Origin of the sequence: uncultured Fibrobacter sp. (assembly GCF_947166265.1) — a bacterium.
Lineage (GTDB): Bacteria > Fibrobacterota > Fibrobacteria > Fibrobacterales > Fibrobacteraceae > Fibrobacter.
The window spans coordinates 41,025-60,497 of record NZ_CAMVDO010000016.1 but is presented as its reverse complement, the minus strand read 5'-3'; the positions used below and the strand labels follow the sequence as shown (position 1 = coordinate 60,497).

General features: G+C 51.4%; 12 protein-coding genes. 8 read left to right on the top strand and 4 right to left on the bottom strand.

The window, feature by feature from the left end; genetic code table 11:
* Positions 1-100: 100 nt before the first annotated feature.
* From sprA to Q0W37_RS09545, 4 genes are all read right to left on the bottom strand, one after another.
* The gene (gene sprA / locus Q0W37_RS09560) at positions 101-6,925 is read right to left on the bottom strand and encodes a cell surface protein SprA (RefSeq protein WP_297700948.1); all 6,825 of its coding nucleotides are present in this window, start codon (positions 6,923-6,925) and stop codon (positions 101-103) included.
* A 141-nt stretch (positions 6,926-7,066) separates the two neighbouring features.
* Positions 7,067-9,136, bottom strand: a complete 2,070-nt coding sequence (locus Q0W37_RS09555) for a cytochrome c biogenesis protein (RefSeq protein ID WP_297700946.1) — start codon at positions 9,134-9,136, stop codon at positions 7,067-7,069.
* Positions 9,136-10,131 carry a metallophosphoesterase gene (locus Q0W37_RS09550; protein WP_297700944.1) on the bottom strand — a complete coding sequence of 332 codons (996 nt, stop codon included), beginning with the start codon at positions 10,129-10,131 and terminating at the stop codon, positions 9,136-9,138. The genes Q0W37_RS09555 and Q0W37_RS09550 overlap by 1 nt, the downstream gene beginning before the upstream one ends.
* Positions 10,132-10,220: 89 nt before the next feature.
* On the bottom strand, positions 10,221-11,594 hold the full coding sequence (locus tag Q0W37_RS09545; RefSeq protein WP_297700942.1) for a sensor domain-containing diguanylate cyclase: 1,374 nt from the start codon (positions 11,592-11,594) through the stop codon (positions 10,221-10,223).
* 148 nt (positions 11,595-11,742) lie between these two features.
* On the opposite strand from Q0W37_RS09545, the gene Q0W37_RS09540 reads away from it, so the two are divergent.
* From Q0W37_RS09540 to Q0W37_RS09505, 8 genes are all read left to right on the top strand, one after another.
* Entirely contained in the window at positions 11,743-13,527 is a 1,785-nt protein-coding gene (locus Q0W37_RS09540; protein ID WP_297700940.1) for an FISUMP domain-containing protein, read from the top strand.
* A 100-nt stretch (positions 13,528-13,627) separates the two neighbouring features.
* On the top strand, positions 13,628-15,106 hold the full coding sequence (locus tag Q0W37_RS09535) for an amidophosphoribosyltransferase (protein ID WP_297700937.1): 1,479 nt from the start codon (positions 13,628-13,630) through the stop codon (positions 15,104-15,106).
* A gap of 220 nt (positions 15,107-15,326) precedes the next feature.
* A complete protein-coding gene (rpsP, locus tag Q0W37_RS09530; protein WP_297700935.1) occupies positions 15,327-15,767 on the top strand; it encodes a 30S ribosomal protein S16 in 441 nt (146 codons plus the stop codon).
* 122 nt (positions 15,768-15,889) lie between these two features.
* Positions 15,890-16,447, top strand: a complete 558-nt coding sequence (rimM, locus tag Q0W37_RS09525) for a ribosome maturation factor RimM (RefSeq protein WP_297700933.1) — start codon at positions 15,890-15,892, stop codon at positions 16,445-16,447.
* Positions 16,444-17,148 (top strand): tRNA (guanosine(37)-N1)-methyltransferase TrmD, encoded by a 705-nt coding sequence (trmD, locus tag Q0W37_RS09520; RefSeq protein ID WP_297700930.1) that lies wholly within the window; start codon positions 16,444-16,446, stop codon positions 17,146-17,148. The genes rimM and trmD overlap by 4 nt, the downstream gene beginning before the upstream one ends.
* A 15-nt stretch (positions 17,149-17,163) precedes the next feature.
* Positions 17,164-17,511, top strand: a complete 348-nt coding sequence (gene rplS, locus Q0W37_RS09515; RefSeq protein WP_297700928.1) for a 50S ribosomal protein L19 — start codon at positions 17,164-17,166, stop codon at positions 17,509-17,511.
* Positions 17,512-17,541: 30 nt separating this feature from the next.
* Entirely contained in the window at positions 17,542-18,492 is a 951-nt protein-coding gene (locus tag Q0W37_RS09510) for a hypothetical protein (RefSeq protein ID WP_297700926.1), read from the top strand.
* Positions 18,489-19,424, top strand: a complete 936-nt coding sequence (locus tag Q0W37_RS09505; protein WP_297700924.1) for a Crp/Fnr family transcriptional regulator — start codon at positions 18,489-18,491, stop codon at positions 19,422-19,424. The genes Q0W37_RS09510 and Q0W37_RS09505 overlap by 4 nt, the downstream gene beginning before the upstream one ends.
* Positions 19,425-19,473 lie beyond the last annotated feature (49 nt).

Sequence of the window (19,473 nt, the reverse complement as noted above, 5' to 3'; positions counted from 1 at the left end):
GCCCTTCGGCAGGCTCAGGGACCTTAATCAGGTTGGTGAACTTCGCTCAGGATGACACCTTTATAATTCCGAACTCCGAAATTCGAGCTCCGAATTATCCTTAGTTAAATCTCAGCATCAACGCAATTTCAAATTGTAGAATCTGCCTCAGGTGCGGAGTTTCGTCATCCAGCTTTTCGTGAATCTGACGGTATTCGATATAGCTACTCATCGAGGCAATCTTGTTGAACTGATACCCTGCACTCGGGCGCACAAACCATTCATGCGTACGCGACGGAATCGTGCGATCGACTAGTTCCAGCTCGGGGTTGTAGACCCTATCCGGCATATCGCTATACAGGCCGTCGTCAAAGCTCCACTGCTTAAAGATACCGTCGGTTCCGCTATCCTTATTCCATTTGTTGTAGCCTTCCACCGGCTTGTATTCCTTACGGATCGTCTTCTTGTAGTCGTAACCCGCCGTAAACTTCAGGTCAATCGAATTCTTGAACTTGAAGAACCACTTGAAGAACTTCACCGCCTTGTCAAGCTTGAGCGGATAGGTAATCGTAAAGTCGTCACCGATGTTGAACATGAAGTCATTGTACAGCGAGGTGTGAATCCACGGAATTTCCCAGAAGTAATCCGAAGTGTCGCGACCATCGCCAAGAGTATCCGGCCAAGAGGTTACGCTAATGACTTCTTCTTTCGGGCGGCGATCCGTATCGTCAATCTTCAAGCGTACGCTGTTCTCGATTCGCATGTTGTTCTGCAGCAAGAACGTGATACGGACAAGCGGATTGAAATTGATGCTCATGGCCCAGGAATCTTCTGCGCTCTGGAACGGATGCACCGTCGTCGTATAGGAGTAGTCAAAGCGATGGAAGGTCGATACGCTGCGGAACCCGTTCAAAATAGAGACACGTTGTGCAAAGTTGGGAACCGTCACGCCGACGCCAATCTTCGGCCACACAGTCGTCGTATCGAGATACAGCGGATATTCCCTGGACTGCGAGAAATCTTCTTTCCACTGCAAGTCACCGGTAACGCCGATATCCCAAATCGGGAGCGTAATGCCAGAACCCACCTGGAACTGGCGCGACACGGAATGCCGGAAATTGCCCTGGTAAACAAGAGTATCCACATGGGTGTTACGGTACTGGGCAAAATGCCTGAAATCATCGCGATGGTCAAGCCCCATGTCGCCAGTCACAATGTTGTAGAAGCCGCGGTTCTTATAGCCGTTACCAAGACCCAGGCCGTACAGATAGTACTGGAACGGTGTCACGCCCTGTTCTTCGTAAAGTTGCGAGAGGGTAAAGTTTTCGCCCACCGTATTGGTGCTAGCCGTCCAGTTAAAACGCACTTCACGCCACTTCACCTTGTCAAAGGCACCCGCCACCGGGTTTTCCTTACCGAAACTTCTGGCGAGGTCAAGCACCTTTAGCGTCGGAGAAAATTCGAAACGGTTCGTCTGCGAAATTGTCCAGTAATTCTTCTCGATCATCGTCTCGTCCTTGAAGTCGAAATCGTTCGGAATCGTTTTTTGCTGGTTAAAGTCGGAACTGAAATTCGCACTGAACGGAAGGAACGGAATCAGGCGCGGGTTAAAGCCAATCTTGAACTGCTGCGAACGGGCACGTTCGTTGCGGAGAATACCGTAGGCACGACCGTATTCCCTAGTACCCACGCTATCGACCTTGTAGAACACCGTAGAATCGTACTTGATTTCGTAGGAATCCGGGTTCTGCATATCAATGGCAAACGTATCGCCGTTTTCCTTAATCCTCGGAATCGTATCGTAGGGAATCGCGACAACGCTATCGCCCGACACATACACACGGCGGTCCGTATGGTCAAAGTCAAAGATGTAATCGCTAGCAAAAAGGCCTCCATCGCGCGAGGTAAAGAAATTCTTTTTCACGAAAGCTTCGCGGTCGCCACCACCGTACATATCACGACGCACGTTCAAAGAATAGCTGGTCGTAAGGAACGAAAGAATGTTCCAACGCATATTCAGCTTGTGGTTCAATTCCGTCGTATAGGTCACAATCTTGTCCACCTGCGGTTCCACGTAATCCGGGTCACGGCTCTGGTTGACATAGCGGACGTAGTTCAAGTCAAAGATCGTAACGTCGAAAGTCTGCGGCCAGGGCTCGAATTCTGTCTTGGAAAGGGGCTTTAGCCAGTCGAACTGGTCGAGGCTTTCCATCGGACGGAACTTAAACATGCTGAACGTACCCAACTTATATTCAATCACCGTATGGTAAGAATACGTCGAATCCGCCGAAGTCGTCGAACGCCCCTCGGATTCATTGTACGAATAGCTGAATGCCGGACGGTCCAAGAAAATCTGCGACATCACCTCGCCCAGCTTGGAATCGCAGGCATGGTAATCCTTGCGGTAACTAATGCCAATCGAGCGGTCGCGCACGTAGGACTGATAGCCCTTCGATTCCGCCTTGTCGCGCAATTTCTGTTCTTCCTTTTGAGATTCCACCGGAAGCTGGTTCTGGAACATGTCTCCCGTCAAGTCCACAAAGCTGCTGTGCTCAAGCATCAGGTCGTCGGTGGGCTTCATGTAGGGGCGCTTGGTTGTCGTGTGGTAACCCAAAGAGAACGGAATATGGTAACCCGAGCTATCGTTTAGGAACTTGTTCAAGTTCATGGTGAAGTCGCTCGCCACATCCAACTGAGAGGCCGCCACAGATGTCTTCGGCTTGGGAGATCCGTTCGAAGTCGAAAGAGTCGCGAAGTCGCCGTCCTGATAGCGCACCGTTCCCGACAACGAAATGAAGTCGGCAAAGTTCACCTGGGCACCCGTACGGGCGGCGTATCCCCATTCGGTATCCATGTCCGAAAGGCGCAGGTCATCGAGCCAGAAGGTACCCTTAAGATCATCCGGAGAGGCGTTCGAGTCGGCAATAATCACAAAGCGCATCCAGTCGATGCTTGTCACGGAGGGGTTACCCACCAGGCGAAGCTTTTCGTCGCGTTCGCCACCCAAGTCCTTTTCGACGGCATTCAGGTAAGGCGGATGACGTCCACGCTTCAAGTCCGTAAAATCGGAAACGTCCATCGAGAAGGCGTTTGCAAGCCAGTTACGTTCGTGGCAGTCCTGCAGGCGTTCGCCATTCTTGCGCGTCACCTTCACCGGGCGGAAGCTCCATTCGTAATAGTCGCTAGAGCCTTCGAGCGAACCTTCACCGAACTGAATCGCGAAACGAATCGGAGCCGTTTTCGCCTTGGAGCTATCTTCGTAATGGATTTCCATCTTGAGGGAACGGTAGCTCGAGAAATCCTTCATGTCGGTATCAAAAATACGGGTGACCCCCACTTCCTGCCCAGGACTCATGTTGCGGAAATCAAGCTTAAGGGCCGTTTCCTTGAGCGGGGCGTTGGAATCGGAGTCGCGTTCCGTACGCGTATTCGGAGACTTGTGGTACGTTCCGGCATCTTCGCGGTTGTTGATGGTCGAAACACTCACGTAGGTTGTGTCCTTTGCCACCACCGATTCCGTCACGATCGTTTCGACACCGTTCACTTCCACGACCTGCGAATGTTCCGTCGAAGAGGTTTGGTACAAGTCCGCAACAGTCGTTTCTTCCCAGGCGTTTCCGACCACCGCGAGGTTCACAATCTGCACCTTCGCCTCGGCGACACCGTTATTCAGCTTACCCAGCCAGAGCCTGCTGAACTGCGCTTCCGACAGAATCGTCAGGTAATCGCTTCCGCTCGGCGAGACAATCGTATCGTACTGGTTCAGGTAAATGCGCCACTTGCGCCAACCGTTGCGCAGCTTTTCAAATTGAGCCGTCGTATCGGACAAGTCGATCCGGTAACGCACAAAGTTGATGTCGGTATCCAGGGAGCCGTTCTTGTTGATATCTTCGGTATCGAAAGCTCGTTCACCCGAGTTCTTTTCGGTTCCGTTGATGGCACGCGGCGGGTCACTTTCGTCGTCCAGGTCCTCGTCAAAGTCATCGAGAGCGATATCGCGCGTCGAGGCATCGGTATTCATGGTAGAGGTATAGGGTTTCGACTTACATTCCAGTCCCGAGCAATGCCATTCCAGTCGTGCTTCATCGGAACCCGTGACGCCGTCAAGGCCCTTGTCATGCAAGGCGGTCGTCGTCCCCAGATCGTTTTCACCGTTATATTCACCGTTCGGCGCAAAACCGTTAATCGCAAGGTCTTCACTGATCAAGCCTAGGTCAAGGTAGAGCGAACCCACGTTTCCGCGAGCCACCACCTCGATATACTTCATATCGCTCAGGTCCTGATAGTAACTGCTGTTCGGGCGCATAATGCCGCCCCAAGAATTACCCGTAAGGTTGTCGTTTGCCCGCAAGGACATCTTAAGGACCGTCAGGTGCTGATTGTCCACATCGGAATTTCCGACCGGCGTATAGATATTCTTGTACAGTTCGGTACTGTTACTGTGCCAAACGAATTCACCCTGGTGCTGGTAATCCTGGTTCTTGATATAAGTCGAGGCCGCCGAATCCACGCCACCGGGAGGAGACGCATTGTACCACGAAAGCCTCGAAAGCGGATAGACAAGTCCAGAAGTCGTCGCTTCGAAGTCTTCCACCAACGCCGACTGTTCGTCACTCGTATTCGCATTGTGACGGCTCGCCGCAAATTCCGCCTCGAAACGCCAAGAAGACTGAGCCGTCGTATTGATACCCGGAATCAGGTTCACCAGTTCGGTAAGGGCGGGAACCGTATCCTGCAAGCGGAGGTTCATGCCCCAAAGAACGCTGGAGTAAGGTTCGTTACCGAGCGTCGGAGTTTTGGCAGTCGTACTCTGGCTCTTGTAAAGGGCGGTAATACCGAACACAGACCCCGCACCCATGCCATACAGATCCAACGGAAGTTCCGCACGGGCACCAAGCAACAACTTGTTGTCGATTTCAAAAAGCGGTTCGCATTCGTAGGTGACCTTGATTTCCTTGTTGGGGTCAAGGGCGCGTTCGCTCAAAAGTTCAATCTGACCCAGTTCGTAGTTGACTTCGTAGTCGGTGCCACGGATGAGCGTCGTAGACCCCGCCGTCACCTTTTCGGTACCCGGCGAAATATCCATACAGGAACTACCGCTAACAGAATAACTGGAGCTCGGGTCGCGCACGCTCAAGGTCGAGCTACGGCGCTTTCCGACCGTTTCAAAATAGAAGCGGTTCGTATAGCGGGAAAGGTTATAGACAGGGAGCGAATAAAGCTGAGCCATCGCAGCGCTGGAATCCACGTTACGCAAGGGTTCCAAGCAGTTCTGTTTTGCAAGTTCTTTCGGATTTTTCTTACCGGAATATACGGAATCCTTATACGACCGGCAAGGAAGCCACATTTCACCCGTATAGCTACCCGAATTGTCCTTCTTGAATATGGTAGCGTCATTCACCAGCGGAGTACCCGTGGATTCGTCGACAAGGCCAAGTTTCTTGAGGTGGTCGCCCGAAATGCCCGACTTGCTTTTCATGCGCAGCACAAAACTCGAAGCACTGGCATCCGAAATTCCGATCGAGTACACGTTACGGAGCATCAACTTGTCGATATCTTCCAGTTCCGAAAGAGTCGCGTCCCACTGGATAAGGATAATCGTATCGCCTTTCGTCACAGAAGACTTACCATCGCGAGCTTCGCTCCAGCTAGCCGCGAGCAAGGTGTTACGGTTCACGCCGTTCACCTTAACAATACCCATCTTTTCGTCGTATGTGAAATCTTCACCCGACTGGAGGGCGGCCATTCTTTCCACCCTCTTCACCACCTTTTTCCCGCTAGGCGTCACATATTTCACATACACGCTGTCGACGACACCGTTTTTCGCATTGGTGGCACCGCGCTTGTAAAGTTGCAGGTTCGTTGCGTTGTAGGTCGAAGACTTCCTGCCCGACTCCGAAACTTCCCTGATATAGGTATTCCTAGCATCCAGGTTCAAGAAATAGTAGCGGTAGGCGACAAACTGCTTGTCGAGGACCTGGAATTCCGTCGTTGACTCACTTGCCTTAAGGCTATATTCTTCCTGGTCGCCACCGTCCTGAGAAGCAATGGTGGTAAGCCTCCAGTCGCCCAGTTTCCAGTCCGCCTTGATACCGAACAGGCCCTGGTGGTTCTCGGAATAACCCGTCAGTTCCGTACCGGTAAGCGCAAGGTTCGTGGTACCGGCTTCTACGCGCTGCAGAATGTAGTCTTCAAATTCGTCCTTGTAAGATTCCTCGTAAACCACGCGCACCTGGTTACGGGCGCCCAGACCTTCTTCCACGTTGTTGATTTCAACCGTGATATAAGGACCGATCTTACCCTTCACCATGAAGTTCGGCGTGTAGTTCAAGGTCGGGCTCGGCCAAAGGCTCGTATTCGTACTTCCCTCGGCATCGTCCTTTTCGCCGTAGCCCTTCAAGCGGATATCCATGGTACCCTGGAGCATGAGTTTCGGCTTATCCAGGCCAAAGTCGCGCATCCACGCAGGCATGGTCACCGGAATCGTAATGTCGAATACCGAACCGGTCTCGGGGGTCTCGTAGCCGTCGTTCGCCTTTCCAACCAGGTCGTTCAGCCACAGGCTTTTCTGCCCGATACTGTACATGTCTGACACATAGTCCGCAAGTTCAGGGTAATGCGCCGTCCACAAGGTCGTCGTATCGCGAGAAACCGAATTCACTCGCTTTTCGCTCACATCCATTTCACGGGTAGAAACGTCGATATCGTGGCTAAAGACCTGTCCCTTGCTCGTACTCATGAGCCTAGGAGAGGCCCCCACGCCACCAAACGGCAAAAGACCGTTCAAGGGTGTCACCGACGGAGGCAGCGAAATATACTGGTAGGTCGGCTGCCACTCAGTTTCAGCGGGATCCGGATCAGAAGTTTCCGCATCTGCAGCCGATATAACCGAAACAGAGTCGCTCTGGGACCAGGCGATTCCTACGGCAAGGGCGACAAGCGCCATCGGCCACAAACGTTTTAAACCTTCAAAAAGCACAGTTTTATTCTATACAGGGTGCCCATAAAATACAGAATTCGCACAGCGCAAGACCACTCTAATTATGGGAAATTCCCGCAATTTGGCGGGAAATTAGCAATTTTTTTTTCATTTGGACGGAGTTCGACGCTTTGCAACGTAAATAATCGCAATAACAGCCGAGTCTATGGCGACAAACAAAGAAAGCCAAATCGTAGAAACCGATTCGAATCCGTAACTGTGAAGCCCCACTCCAAGCAAATTAATTCCAAACCAGCAGAGAAAGGTGACGATTACGTTAAAACAGTTCATCAGGACAAACACCCAATTCTGGACAAGCCGCCCCGCCCGCAGGTGCAACAAAAGCATGGTCCACAAGATAACGAACAGCGCCCCGTTTTCCTTAGGGTCAAACCCCCAGAAGCGCCCCCATGCAAAATCCGCCCAAACTCCCCCCAGAAGCGTTCCTAGTACGGTAAATACACCTCCCAGAACGAGAGTTCCATAAAGCAGCGAATAAAGCGGAGAGCCCTTAGGATTTTCTTTCGAAGGGAGGGCTTTTTTCCCCCGAAACAGAACCAGATGCGCCACCACCCCCGAAAGAATCACGCCAGCAAAGCCGATAGCGATCGTTACCACATGAAGCGTCAAGAAAACAGACGAATTCAGCACTGCGGGAATCGCCTGAAAAGTATCCCCCGGTTCCAGTACAAACTTCGCACAGAACAAGAGAACTGCCGCCATAAGGGATACCGGAACAATCAGGGAAAAGGTGCGTTTCTTGCAAAAGAAAAACGCCCCCGATTCAAAGGCGAGCAACAGGAGCGAGACCAGCAGCACGATTTCGTACAAGCTTACAAACGGCGGGCGCTCGCTCACATAGGTCCGAAGCGCAAACAGAGCCCCTAGAACCGCCGAAGCCCCCATGCAGAATCCATTTGCTGCTACATCCAGCTTGCGCGATTTAAAAATCAAATTCATCAGCGCAAGGAGTCCCGCCATAAGCGCAAGGGCAAAGCCCCACAGCGCAAGATTTGCCCTATGGTAAAAGACCTCGACAGACAGGCGCCAAGGATTTTCTTTCGAAACAACCGGAGAAAATGCGGAACGCTCCGACAGAGATTCGTACCTTTGAACATTTCTGAGCAACCGAGACATCTCGTGCGTCGCCGGATGATTATCGTTGCGGCTTGCGTAAAGCGTAAGGAGCGTTCGCGCGCCCCTCAGTTCGGCATAGCTCACGTAACGCTTGTACTCCGGCAAATGCAGCGCCGAAAGGACATCGCCACGCAGCACCTTGAACAGGGCTAAATGCGACGCCGCATCGGGAGAAAGCAATATGCTCCGAACGACATCCGTTGCCTCAAGGCGACCTTCACAGAAATCGTCTTTTTGGCACTTGTAAGTGACTCGACCGCTCAAGTCATCCAAGAATCCACGGGCAAAGGAATCGAAGGGCCGCAATGCACTATCGACCATTACCGGGGTTTCCCCCGACAAGTTCTCCCACAACGTTTCCGGACGATCCATTGCCGAGAGGTGCGTTGGTGAAAAAGCGATCCACAACATCACCATGGGCAGAAAGAGGCGCAAGTTTCCCTTTCCAAAACGGCTTTTTCGAAGCGAATAGTGGAACAGGGCGCCCAGCAAGAATAGCGCCATAAAAACATACGGAACAAAGTGGAACGGATCGTAACAGGCCTTGTACAAAGCCACAAACCGTCCCTCGGACATTTCCACATATCCCTGGTAGCGAACCGTGTACAGCCACGAATCCGCATCGATTTTGACAGGTGTCATTCCCAAGCTATCGTCTACTGAAAAATACTGGATTTCAGCCGTTGCCTCCGTCGAAGCGGATTTCGACATCGAATATCCATTATATTCCCGCTTGAATTCGCTTCCGGCAACGCTTCCAAACAAAAGCACCAGCAAGGCGACATGCATCATCCACAGTCCCGCAAACTTAAATCCACGGGGCATCCGAAACGCTAAAGAGGCCAGCAGGTTCACGCCCGCAATCAGGGAGAGGCACTTAAACGCCGGTAAGGGAACAACTCCTAGAACCCAGACAAAGTAGCTTTTAAAGAAGCGGTCCCCCGCCTCGACGCTCCCACCTTGCGCCTGGGCAAGAACGCCCCAAAACGTCAGTAGCAGAAATGCGACAAGGATTGCAACAGTCACCTTCAAGGACGACACTAGAGAGCCTCGACCCAAACAAACTTTCTTTCATCTAGGTTCTGTTCTCCGTCGAACCGATAAGCGGCCAGGCGGCCATCACCGCGGTACCCTGCCACGCTAAAGTCAAGGCAACACACATTGTGCCGAATCAGTCGCGGGATTCCTGTGAGCCAGTAATGCCCAAAAAATACGGGGCGTTCGGATTCTCCATAGAATTTCCGGGCACGCACCTGCGGCGACACCTCGGACGCGACATCCATCGACACGCCCGGCTGAAAACTGAGCTGTCCAAAAGTCGCCCTAGCAGGGTCTACCCACCAGGCGATACGCGTCTTTACGCGGCGAACCCCTTCGGCATCGGTAAAATAGGCACCCTTGGGCAGGTCCATTTCGGGGCCTTTCAAAAGGGTACTTACCGGCCAAAAGAGGCTGTCTTCGTATTCAAAGTCCTCGTCGTTTGCACGGGCGATCAACTCGTCAAAATTTCCATCGGCAAAGCAAGTGATCCCTTCTCGCCGGAGAGCCTCGACCGCATCGGTATCGAAACAGGCGTGCTGCGCCCTGAACGTAGGCGTTTCTACGTAGAACTGCAGGGTCTTTATAAATTCAAGAGCTTCCTCGAATTCCTGCCTGCGCCCCACAAAGTCAGATACGGTCCTCGAATGGATCGCCACCTTGTTAAAGCTATGCTCGCGCAGGTAGCCGTCCTTAAAACGGAGCAAGGTATGCCCGCCACCCGCGCCATTCTTCTGCCAGAACGAAAGCATATTGAATTCGTGGTTTCCCATCAGGGCGATCGCCGACCCGGCGTCGCGCATGGAGCGCACCAAGTTCAGCGTTTCGCGCACCTTGGGCCCGCGATCCACATAATCCCCCAGAAAAACAACCGAACGTTCACCGCCCGGATAGCGAAACGCCCCCGACGACTCCACGTAGCCCAGCTTCGCAAGCAAGGCACGGAGTTCATCGCAGTGGCCATGAACATCGCCAATAAAGTCTAGGGAATTCGTCATACCCGCAATATAACTAATTCGGACAAATGCAAAGGTTGAGAGTCATAGCCATACTTGTATGGATATGACCGAGACTTGCGTTTGAGGAACTAGATTGTTGTTCTTGCGCCGATGGTGCGGATAATCGTATTGATGATTTCGTCACGTCCGCCCTTCATGGACATCTTGTTCTTGTACATCATGGCATCGGCACGTTCAAACACCGCAGAAACACTCTTGTCATGGGCCTGATCGAACACGGAAATTCCGCAAGCCACAACAACCTTGTCGTGCTCTGAATTATCCTTAACGATTTTAACAAAATTCTGTTCCAAGCTGTCGCGATTTTCAAAATCGTAGCCGCGAAGAATCGCAACAAATTCATCGCCACCCACACGGAATACGGGGCTATGCTTAAAGGTTTCGCAGACAAGCTTCGACGCACCCCTGATATAGTCATCGCCCGCCCTGTGCCCCTGCGTATCGTTTACGGTCTTGAGGCCGTTCACGTCGCAAATGGCAATGGCAAATTCCACCGGTTCGCCCGACTGGATTTGCTGGTCCAGCTTCTTTTCGAACTCGCCGTAGGCATTCTTATTCTTGATTCCCGTCAAGTCGTCACGACGCGCCTTTTCGTAGTTAGCCGTTGACTCATCCCTAATCTTCTGTTCGCGGCGCACATTGGCATCCACGTTTGTCACGCTGATCACCACGTGATTTTTGTCGGCATAAACCGCCACCAGGTTCACATACTGCGGGCCCGTCGACGTATTCAGACGATACGTCAAGGAGAACATGCCGTGTTCATCGAGTTCCCTCAAAAGGCTCTCTCTTTCCAATCCGGTCGCAATCAGGGGAATATCTTCCTTATAGATGACGGTCATCGCATCTTTCTGCAACTGGTTGAAGAAATCTTCTCCTTCGAAAGCGACACTGAGTTCGCAGAACAGGCGTTCACTCTTGTACAGAGCATAATGGTCCGTCTTCAAATCCACCATGTAAAGGGCGTCGTAACGTTCCGCAAGCGCCATCACAATCTGGCCGTACGTCTGACTCTTGTCGGCCTTCTTTTCCAGTTCAATGCGTTCGCGTTCACGCTTATCGACATTGTTCACGCCGATAATCAAATATTCACGCCCCTGGGAACGAGCCTGGACAGCCTTCATCTGAAACCAGACGGGCTCCCCTTCAACCAACAGACGGTACTTGAAATCAAAGACTTTGTCGTCCTTAATGGCCTTTAGCAGCGACTCACGGTTGATATGCTCCCCAAAAGCCTGTTTGTCTTCCGGATACACGACCGCCGCCATATTGACTTTGGTGTCGGCCCAAAAATCACGGGAATCCACCAAATCCAGCTTCTGGTGCTTACCACGGAAAGCGAACATCGAATAATTATTCGTTTCAATATCAACAAAGAAGACGCACTCGTAGTCAAGCGAAAGTGCCGAAGCGACATCTTCAAAGGTGAGCTGCATATTCATATTTTCTTCCCAAACTTGTGTCTTCTATCAAAAAAAATAAACTTTTTTAGGGGAAATGGTAACAGGATTTTCGCTTTTTCCACAATAGAAATAAGAAAATCAGCATATTTCTGACACAATTGTCCCGAAATTATGTAAAATTTGTCCTATGAAATACAAGAATCTCATTGTTGCGGGTTGTGTCGCACTCATGTTTGGACTCCTCGCTTGCTCCGGCGAAGACGGACGCGATGGAATTGATGGAGTTAATGGCATTAACGGTGATAACGGCGCCAGCTGCGAAGTCAAGTCGTTGAAGGACGGATCTGGCTATAAAGTCCTTTGCGGAGGTGACTCTGTAGGCGTCTTGCTAAATGGTAAAAACGGCGCTACCGGTAAGCAAGGCATTACAGGAGCCAATGGAGAAAACGGAACGAATGGTAAGGATGGCAAAGCAGGCGAAAGCTGTACCGTCAAGGAACTTTCAGACAAAAATGGTTACGAAGTGATTTGCGGCAGCAAGTCTGTCGGTAAACTGCTGAACGGAGAAGCCGGTTCTAATGGAACAAACTGTACTGCCAAGACCGTTGAAAAGGATGGCCAAAGCGGTATGGAAATGTACTGCGATGACAAACTTGTCGGCACCATCTGGAATGGTAATGATGGAGTAAACTGCGTCAGCACGGACAATGGTGAAGGTTCCGTTACCGTGAAGTGCGGTGATGCAGCTGCGGTAACCCTTTACAAGGCTATGTGCGGCAATCAGCCCTATGATCCAGCCAATCAGTTCTGCGTGCTTGGCAAGCTCTACGACAAGTGCGGGGACAAAACATACACTATTAATAGAGAATTCTGCAATAATGGTGTTGTTGCCCCATTGTGCTCTGAAATAAAGAGGACAAAAAGCGGAACCTACGAAGTTGTAACCAACCGTGCAACCAAAACAGATGAATTCTGCTTGGCTGGCATCATTACGAAAAAGTGCGGCGGTGAAGAATTTTCCATGAATCAGTATTGCGATAAGAAGCATGATGGTGTAACGGACTCTATCAGGGACTACTGTAAGTATGCAGATGACGATAGACTTGAAGCCGCCTACAATATAATCGGCCAGTCTCTTTTTCCTACAGAAGAAAATAACGATGTAGAGTCCTCTAGCGCAAGCTTATTTGGTAATTTGATTGGAGAACCGCCTAAAAACTATACACCAGAACAGCTGCAGGAGTTTTTCGCCACTCTTGAAGGACTGAAAACCACCTGTGGTGTTGAATCCGATCCTAATCTGTGCGGTGGGGTTGCCTATAATCCAGAAAAGAAGTTCTGCGATATTCGAGATAATCACATCTATGCGTTTAAGAAGATTAACGGGGTGACCTGGTTTACTGAAAACCTCGCCTTCCAATATAAACTGCCGAAGAAGGTGTATGAAATTGACAAAGCAACGGGCGATACTTTAAGTATTTCTCTTGATGCTAGAAGCGGTGTGCTGTATTACGAGGACGACCCCTTTGAAAACTTCGAGGCTGCTGAAGGTCGCTACTATACTTGGAACTCTGCAATGGGTATCGGTGATATGAGAAGTGACGTTGATCTTAGTGAAACGAGCCTTGAGGAAAAAGACAAGGTTGTAGGAGCATGCCCGGCTGGCTGGAGATTGCCGACCAAGGACGAACTCGAAGCGCTTAGCGAATTTGCTAACGATGTGGCCGAGAGTGGCTTTGCAGACCTTGATAATACTGATAAGGTTCTCAATTTCAATGTTGACTTCTTGGGATACTATAATATCAGCGCGAAGAAGCCTATGGGCACTGAAGCTAACTTCTGGTCTAGCGATGATGCTGAATCGGATGAACAGGCTTGGGGCTTGGTTATCGTAGACAATGATAACAGCTCTGTTGAAACTTCCAACAAGGCCTATGCATATACAATCCGTTGCGTCTTGGACGAAGATTAGTCCCTTAAAACATGAATAAATATGTTTTTGGGGGCTTAATAACCCGCGCAAAAATTTCTACCTTTAGGTTCAAAATTTCCCAATCACTCAAGGAGTATATATGGGCGGCTTTTGCGGTGTTGTTTCTAAAGAAGATTGCGTAAGCGACCTTTTCTTCGGGACCGACTACCATTCACACTTGGGAACCCACCGTGGCGGTTTGGCTGTTCTCAAGGCCAACGGTCATTTTCATCGTTCTATCCACAATATCCAGAACACCCCGTTCCGCAGCAAATTCGAACACGACTTGCCCTCTTTTGCCGGAAACGTGGGCATCGGCGTTATTTCGGATACCGACCCGCAACCGCTCGTGATGACCTCCAAGCTCGGCACGTTCGCCATCGTGACGGTCGGCCTGATTACAAACATCGAAGATATCAAGAACGAGCTGTTCAAGAATAACTGCATGCAGCTCCAGTACTCCACGACCAGCGGAATGGTCGGACCGACCGAAGTGGTGTCCGCCCTGATTGCCACGCAGGATTCCATTGTCGACGGTCTCAAGTACGTCCAAGAAAAAATCAAGGGTAGCTGCTCCGTCCTTTTGATGGACGAAAAAGGCAGATTCTACGCAAGCCGCGACAAGTGGGGCCGCACACCGATCGTACTCGGCAAGAAAGACGGCGCCATGATCGCCCTGCAGGAAAGTTGCGCCCTCCACAACCTCGGCTTTGAATACGTTCGCGACATGGGCCCGGGCGAAATCGCCGAACTCACACCGGACGGCGACAAGACGCTCGTTGCCCCAGGCAAGAAGATGGCCATTTGCTCCTTCCTCTGGGTTTACTACGGCTACCCCGCTTCGACCTACGAAGGTCGCAACGTGGAAATGACCCGCTACCGCTGCGGTTCCGCCCTTGCAAAGCGCACTCCCACCGAAGCCGACGCCGCCTGCGGCATTCCTGACTCCGGAACTTCTCACGCCCTCGGTTACGCCCACGAAGCAGGCATCAAGTTCGCACGCCCGTTCGTCAAGTACACGCCGACCTGGGCTCGTTCCTTTATGCCGCAAGACCAGAAGCAGCGCGAACGCGTGGCTTCCATGAAGCTGATCCCGATTCCGGGTCTCATCAAGGACCGCCGCCTGGTGTTCTGCGATGACTCCATTGTACGCGGCACGCAGCTCGGTAAGCAGGCCCTGAAGCTTTATTCGCTTGGTTGTAAAGAAACGCACATGCGCATTGCATGCCCGCCGCTCGTTTACCCCTGCAAGTTCATCAACTTCTCCCGTTCCAAGAACGAATACGACCTGATCACCCGTCGCTACATCCGCGACCAGGAAGGCGAAAACGCCGATATCGAGAAGTACACCGATCCGGATGGCGAAGCCTACAAGGGCATGGTGGAATATATCCGCCAGAAGCTGAACCTCACGACACTCGCCTTCCAACGCATCGACGACGTAATCCAGGCAATCGGCCTCCCCGAAGACCAGCTCTGCACCTACTGCTGGAGCGGCAAGGACTACGCCGAAACGGGAGACTGCTACCATTGCCCTTGCCATGCGGATAAAGACCGCGAAGGCAAGGATAAAGAATAAAAAGCAGTAAAATCACCGATTTTAGCCCAAAAACGACGTTTTTGGGCTTTTTTCGTGCTTAAAAAGCCTTAAATTTCAGTTAATTTATATGTAAAGAACGGAAAAAATTTTACATTCCGTCCTTTACACACAAGGGTTATTTTGCTATATTTGGCCCAAAACAATAAAACAAACCCCATTTTCCCTGAAAAACGGGAAGATAAACAAATAAGAGGTTAAAATGGCAACCGTTATCCGTCTCGCTCGTTTCGGCAAGCGTCACAACCCCATCTACCGCGCCGTGGTGATTGATTCCCGCAAGGCTCGCGACGATAGCTTTATCGAACAGGTGGGTTTCTACAACCCGAACACCAAGGCTCCTGAAATCAAGTTCGAACAGGAAAAGGTGCTCAAGTGGCTCCAGGTCGGCGCTCAGCCGTCCGACACCGTCCGTAGCCTCCTCAAGAAGGTCGGCATCATGGATCTCTTCCACGAAATCCGCGCTGGCCGTTCTATCGAAGGCAAGACCGCTACTCCGCGTGCTGAAAAGGCCAAGAAGGCCAAGCTCGGTCCTAAGGCTCTCGCCAAGATCGAAGCTGAAAAGGCCGCCAAGGAAGCCGCCGCTGCTGAAGCCGCTGCCGCCGCAGAAGCTCCTGCAGAAGCACCCGCTGCCGAAGCATAATTTTCGCTTGAAAAGGATCCTCGTGCCGACAACACAAACTGGCACGGGGCTTTTTTTCTCACAAAAAGCCGCTTGAACAAGGCAACCACCTTCCGCTGATTCAAAACCCCACTAAGTCTTTCATGTCTGAATCCCAAGAATACATCACCGTATGTCAGCTCATGCGCACGCATGGCGTCAAGGGCTACATCAAGGCGATGCCGTTCACTCACGACCTCACGCGTCATGAGAAGCTCAAGGATGTGATGCTAAAGAAGACCAATGGTGAACAGGTACAATTGACTCTGGAAGATTCCAGGCTTGCAAACAATCTGTGGTTACTCAAGTTCAAGGGGTACGACACGCCGGAATCGCTCACCCATTTCGTAAATGCAGACGTAATGATTCCTGAATCGGAGAGGCTCCCCGCCCCCGAAGGTGAATATTACCTGGACGATCTGGAGGGGTTCCGCGTAAAACTGGAAGACGGTCGAGATATCGGCGAAGTGCTCGAAGTCGAAGAGCTCCCCACCGTGAACGCGTTTCACGTTCAGTTCGACGCCGCTTTTCAGAGCGAATTTTCCACAAAGACGATCCTCGCCCCCTGGATAGACGACTGTGTCTTGGACGTGGACGAAGATGGCAAGAGCATCATTTTTAGCACAGACTATTTAAAGAGCCTGTGCCCGGAGGAAAGGTGAAAATCGACTGCATCACCATTTTCCCCGAAATGTTTGCCCCCATGAAGCAATCGATCATGGGACGCGCCCAGAGCAAGGGACTGATGGAATTCAACACCATCTACCTGCGCGACTTTGCCATCAACGACTACGGCCAGGTGGACGACGTGCCCTACGGCGGCGAACCGGGAATGGTCCTTAGGCCCGAACCGCTCGCAAAAGCCATTCGCAGCACGGGAGTCAAGGAAGATGGCGGCAAGGTCATCTACCTGACTGCAGACGGTATCCCCTTCACTCACAAGATGGCCAAGGAACTTTCCAAGGAAAGCCACCTGGTACTCATCTGCGGGCACTACAAGGGAATCGACGACCGCATCCGCCAGTCCGAGGTCGACTTGGAGATTTCTATCGGCGACTTTGTCGTGAGCGGGGGTGAACTCCCTGCCATGCTCGTGACGGATGCCGTGGTAAGGCTCCTGGACGGGGCTCTCGGCAACAAGGAATCCGGCGAAACCGATTCCTTTGCGCAGGGGGTACTGGGATGGCCGGTCTATACCCGACCCGAAGTTTTTGAAGGAAAAAAGGTCCCTGAAGTGCTCCTTTCGGGCCACCACGCGAACATTAAAGCCTGGAGGCGCCAAGAATCGTTAAAAAGAACGCAAGAAAGACGCCCAGACATCTTTAAAAATCTTGAAGAAGATACTAAATTTGGCATCAAATAAAAACGAGGTACACAAATGTCCCTGAACATTGAAGCAATCCACAACGAAAACTTGAAGACCGACCTTCCTGAACTCCGCGCTGGCGATACCGTCACCGTGAACGTGAAGGTGATCGAAGGCACCAAGGAACGTATCCAGCCGTTCAAGGGCGTCGTGATCCAGAAGAAGAACTCCGGTATTTCTGCAACTCTTACCGTCCGCAAGATGAGCGGCTCTGTGGCCGTGGAACGTATTTTCCCGCTCCACTCCCCCCGCATCGACTCCATCGTGCTCGACCGTCCGGGTAAGGTTCGCCAGTCTCGCATCTACTACATGCGCGACCTCCGCGGTAAGGCTGCTCGTATCGACGAACGTCAGGCTTAATTAGCCTTTCATCGAGGCGTTTGCATTCCTATGAATAAGGGGAATTCAAAACAATCCTCGCGTCAACAAATTATCCCGCCCACGCACCAAAGCGTGAAGGCGGGTTTTGTCGTTTATTCGCCCAAAAGCGAGAACCGGAGCATCGTGATCCTCGAAGAAGGGGAACTCATCGCCCGCGAAACGACTCCCCCCTATTCAGTTGTATTTACCATGCGACCGGGAGACCTGGTCGGCGTGGCCGCACTCCTGGAAAGGGAACCTTTCAAATACGAGCTTTCGGCAAGCAAGGATTCGCGCATCACAATTGTCGACGAAGATTGCATGGAATCGGAACTCAAGCGACTCCCGCTCTGGCTACTGGCGCTTATCCGAAACCTTTCGGCGAAAACGCACCAGCTCAAGCGCGCCACCGTGGAAACCCGCGTGCAGAACACGCTCAAGAGCCTCGCCGAATACCTAAGCCACAAGCCGAAGGATACCGAATTCAACCTGGCCGAACTTATCCGCGAATTCAGCTTCTTGACCAAGATTTCGACAGCGACGACTCAAGAAGACCTGAAGTCTCTTTTACGGAGGCACCTGATTAAGCTTTCGCAAAAGGGCGAACGCATTTTCTGCAGGGTTGTCGATCCGGAACTGTTGCATATTCTCGCGGATTATCTGGAAAGCGAAGAAAAGAATTCCGAAAACGAAACCAACTTCGGTCCATACAAATTAAGCGTCAAACAAAAAAAGATACTCGTATTTCTGTCTACCCTCGAAGAAGAGCCCCCGAAAAACGGCCCCGAATGGATTTTTCGCATCCAGGAAAAATTCCCCGAAACAGACGTATCTTTGTGGATAAACCTGCTTTCGCTCGGATGGTTCGAGAAAATCGAGATTGAAAATTCCATCGGCGACCTGTACAAAGTCAACAAGGAAAACGTCCACTACTTCCTGAAAGCGTTGCGCTACGAAACAAATATCCGGGGGGTGCTATGACACTCGAAGAAGGTCAAGTTCTCTTTCACGAAGGGGATATCGGCAAGAATCTTTACGTTGTCCGTAACGGAGAATTACTTGGAACAAGCACCCATAACGGAGGCGAAAACACTTACGGTCCCGGAGCCCTGATTGGCGAGCTTTCGCTTTTAAAAAGCAGTCCCTGCACCGAAACGGTGACGGCCATTGAAGACTGCGAACTTCAAGAAATCACCCCGGAAAATTTAGCCCAGACACTCGAAGAAGAACCCGCCTGGTTCAAGTCCATTATTTCGTTCTTAACGAGCCGTCTTCAAATCGCAGACGACAACAAGCTCAAGAGCGACAAGATCAAGGCGCTCCCCAGCCTGCTCTACATTCTGGATTCCAAATCTGCGACGGGCCACACCGAAAGCAGCTTTTCTCTTTCGGAAGTTTACGACGGAGTCCGGAACCTTTTCAACCTTTCCAAAGACAGCACCGAAAACCTTCTACAGATTCTAGAGGATCTGGACATCCTCAAGATTTTGGGAAATCAGGTACAGCTCAAGAACGCAAACGTCGTGCACCTGCTGTACGAATCTATCCGCTATCGCGCCCGCTACAAGAAAATGCCGCCGCAGATTCTTTCGATGACCGAACAGATGGTGCTGAACGCCGTCATCAAGACGGTGCAGCAAAGCACCGAGCCTCTCCAGAACGGCATGTTCACCGTCAAGACGGAGTCTCTCTTGAAAGTTGCGAAGCGGGCCATGTTCGGCGCCACCCTTACGACACGCACCCTGCTTCCGCTATTGGAACGCAAGCTACTGAACGCACCGATTTCCTTTGAAGGCGCAAGCACACTCCCCGAGATAGAATCGATACCGTCTTTCCACGGCGACTTTGACACCATCCTCGACCTGATGGAACTCAACCGCATTTACCCGCTGCTGGACAAGAAACTGGTGTAGCGCCGTAGGCGCAATGTGGAATGTGGAGTGTGAAATGTGGAATGACTAA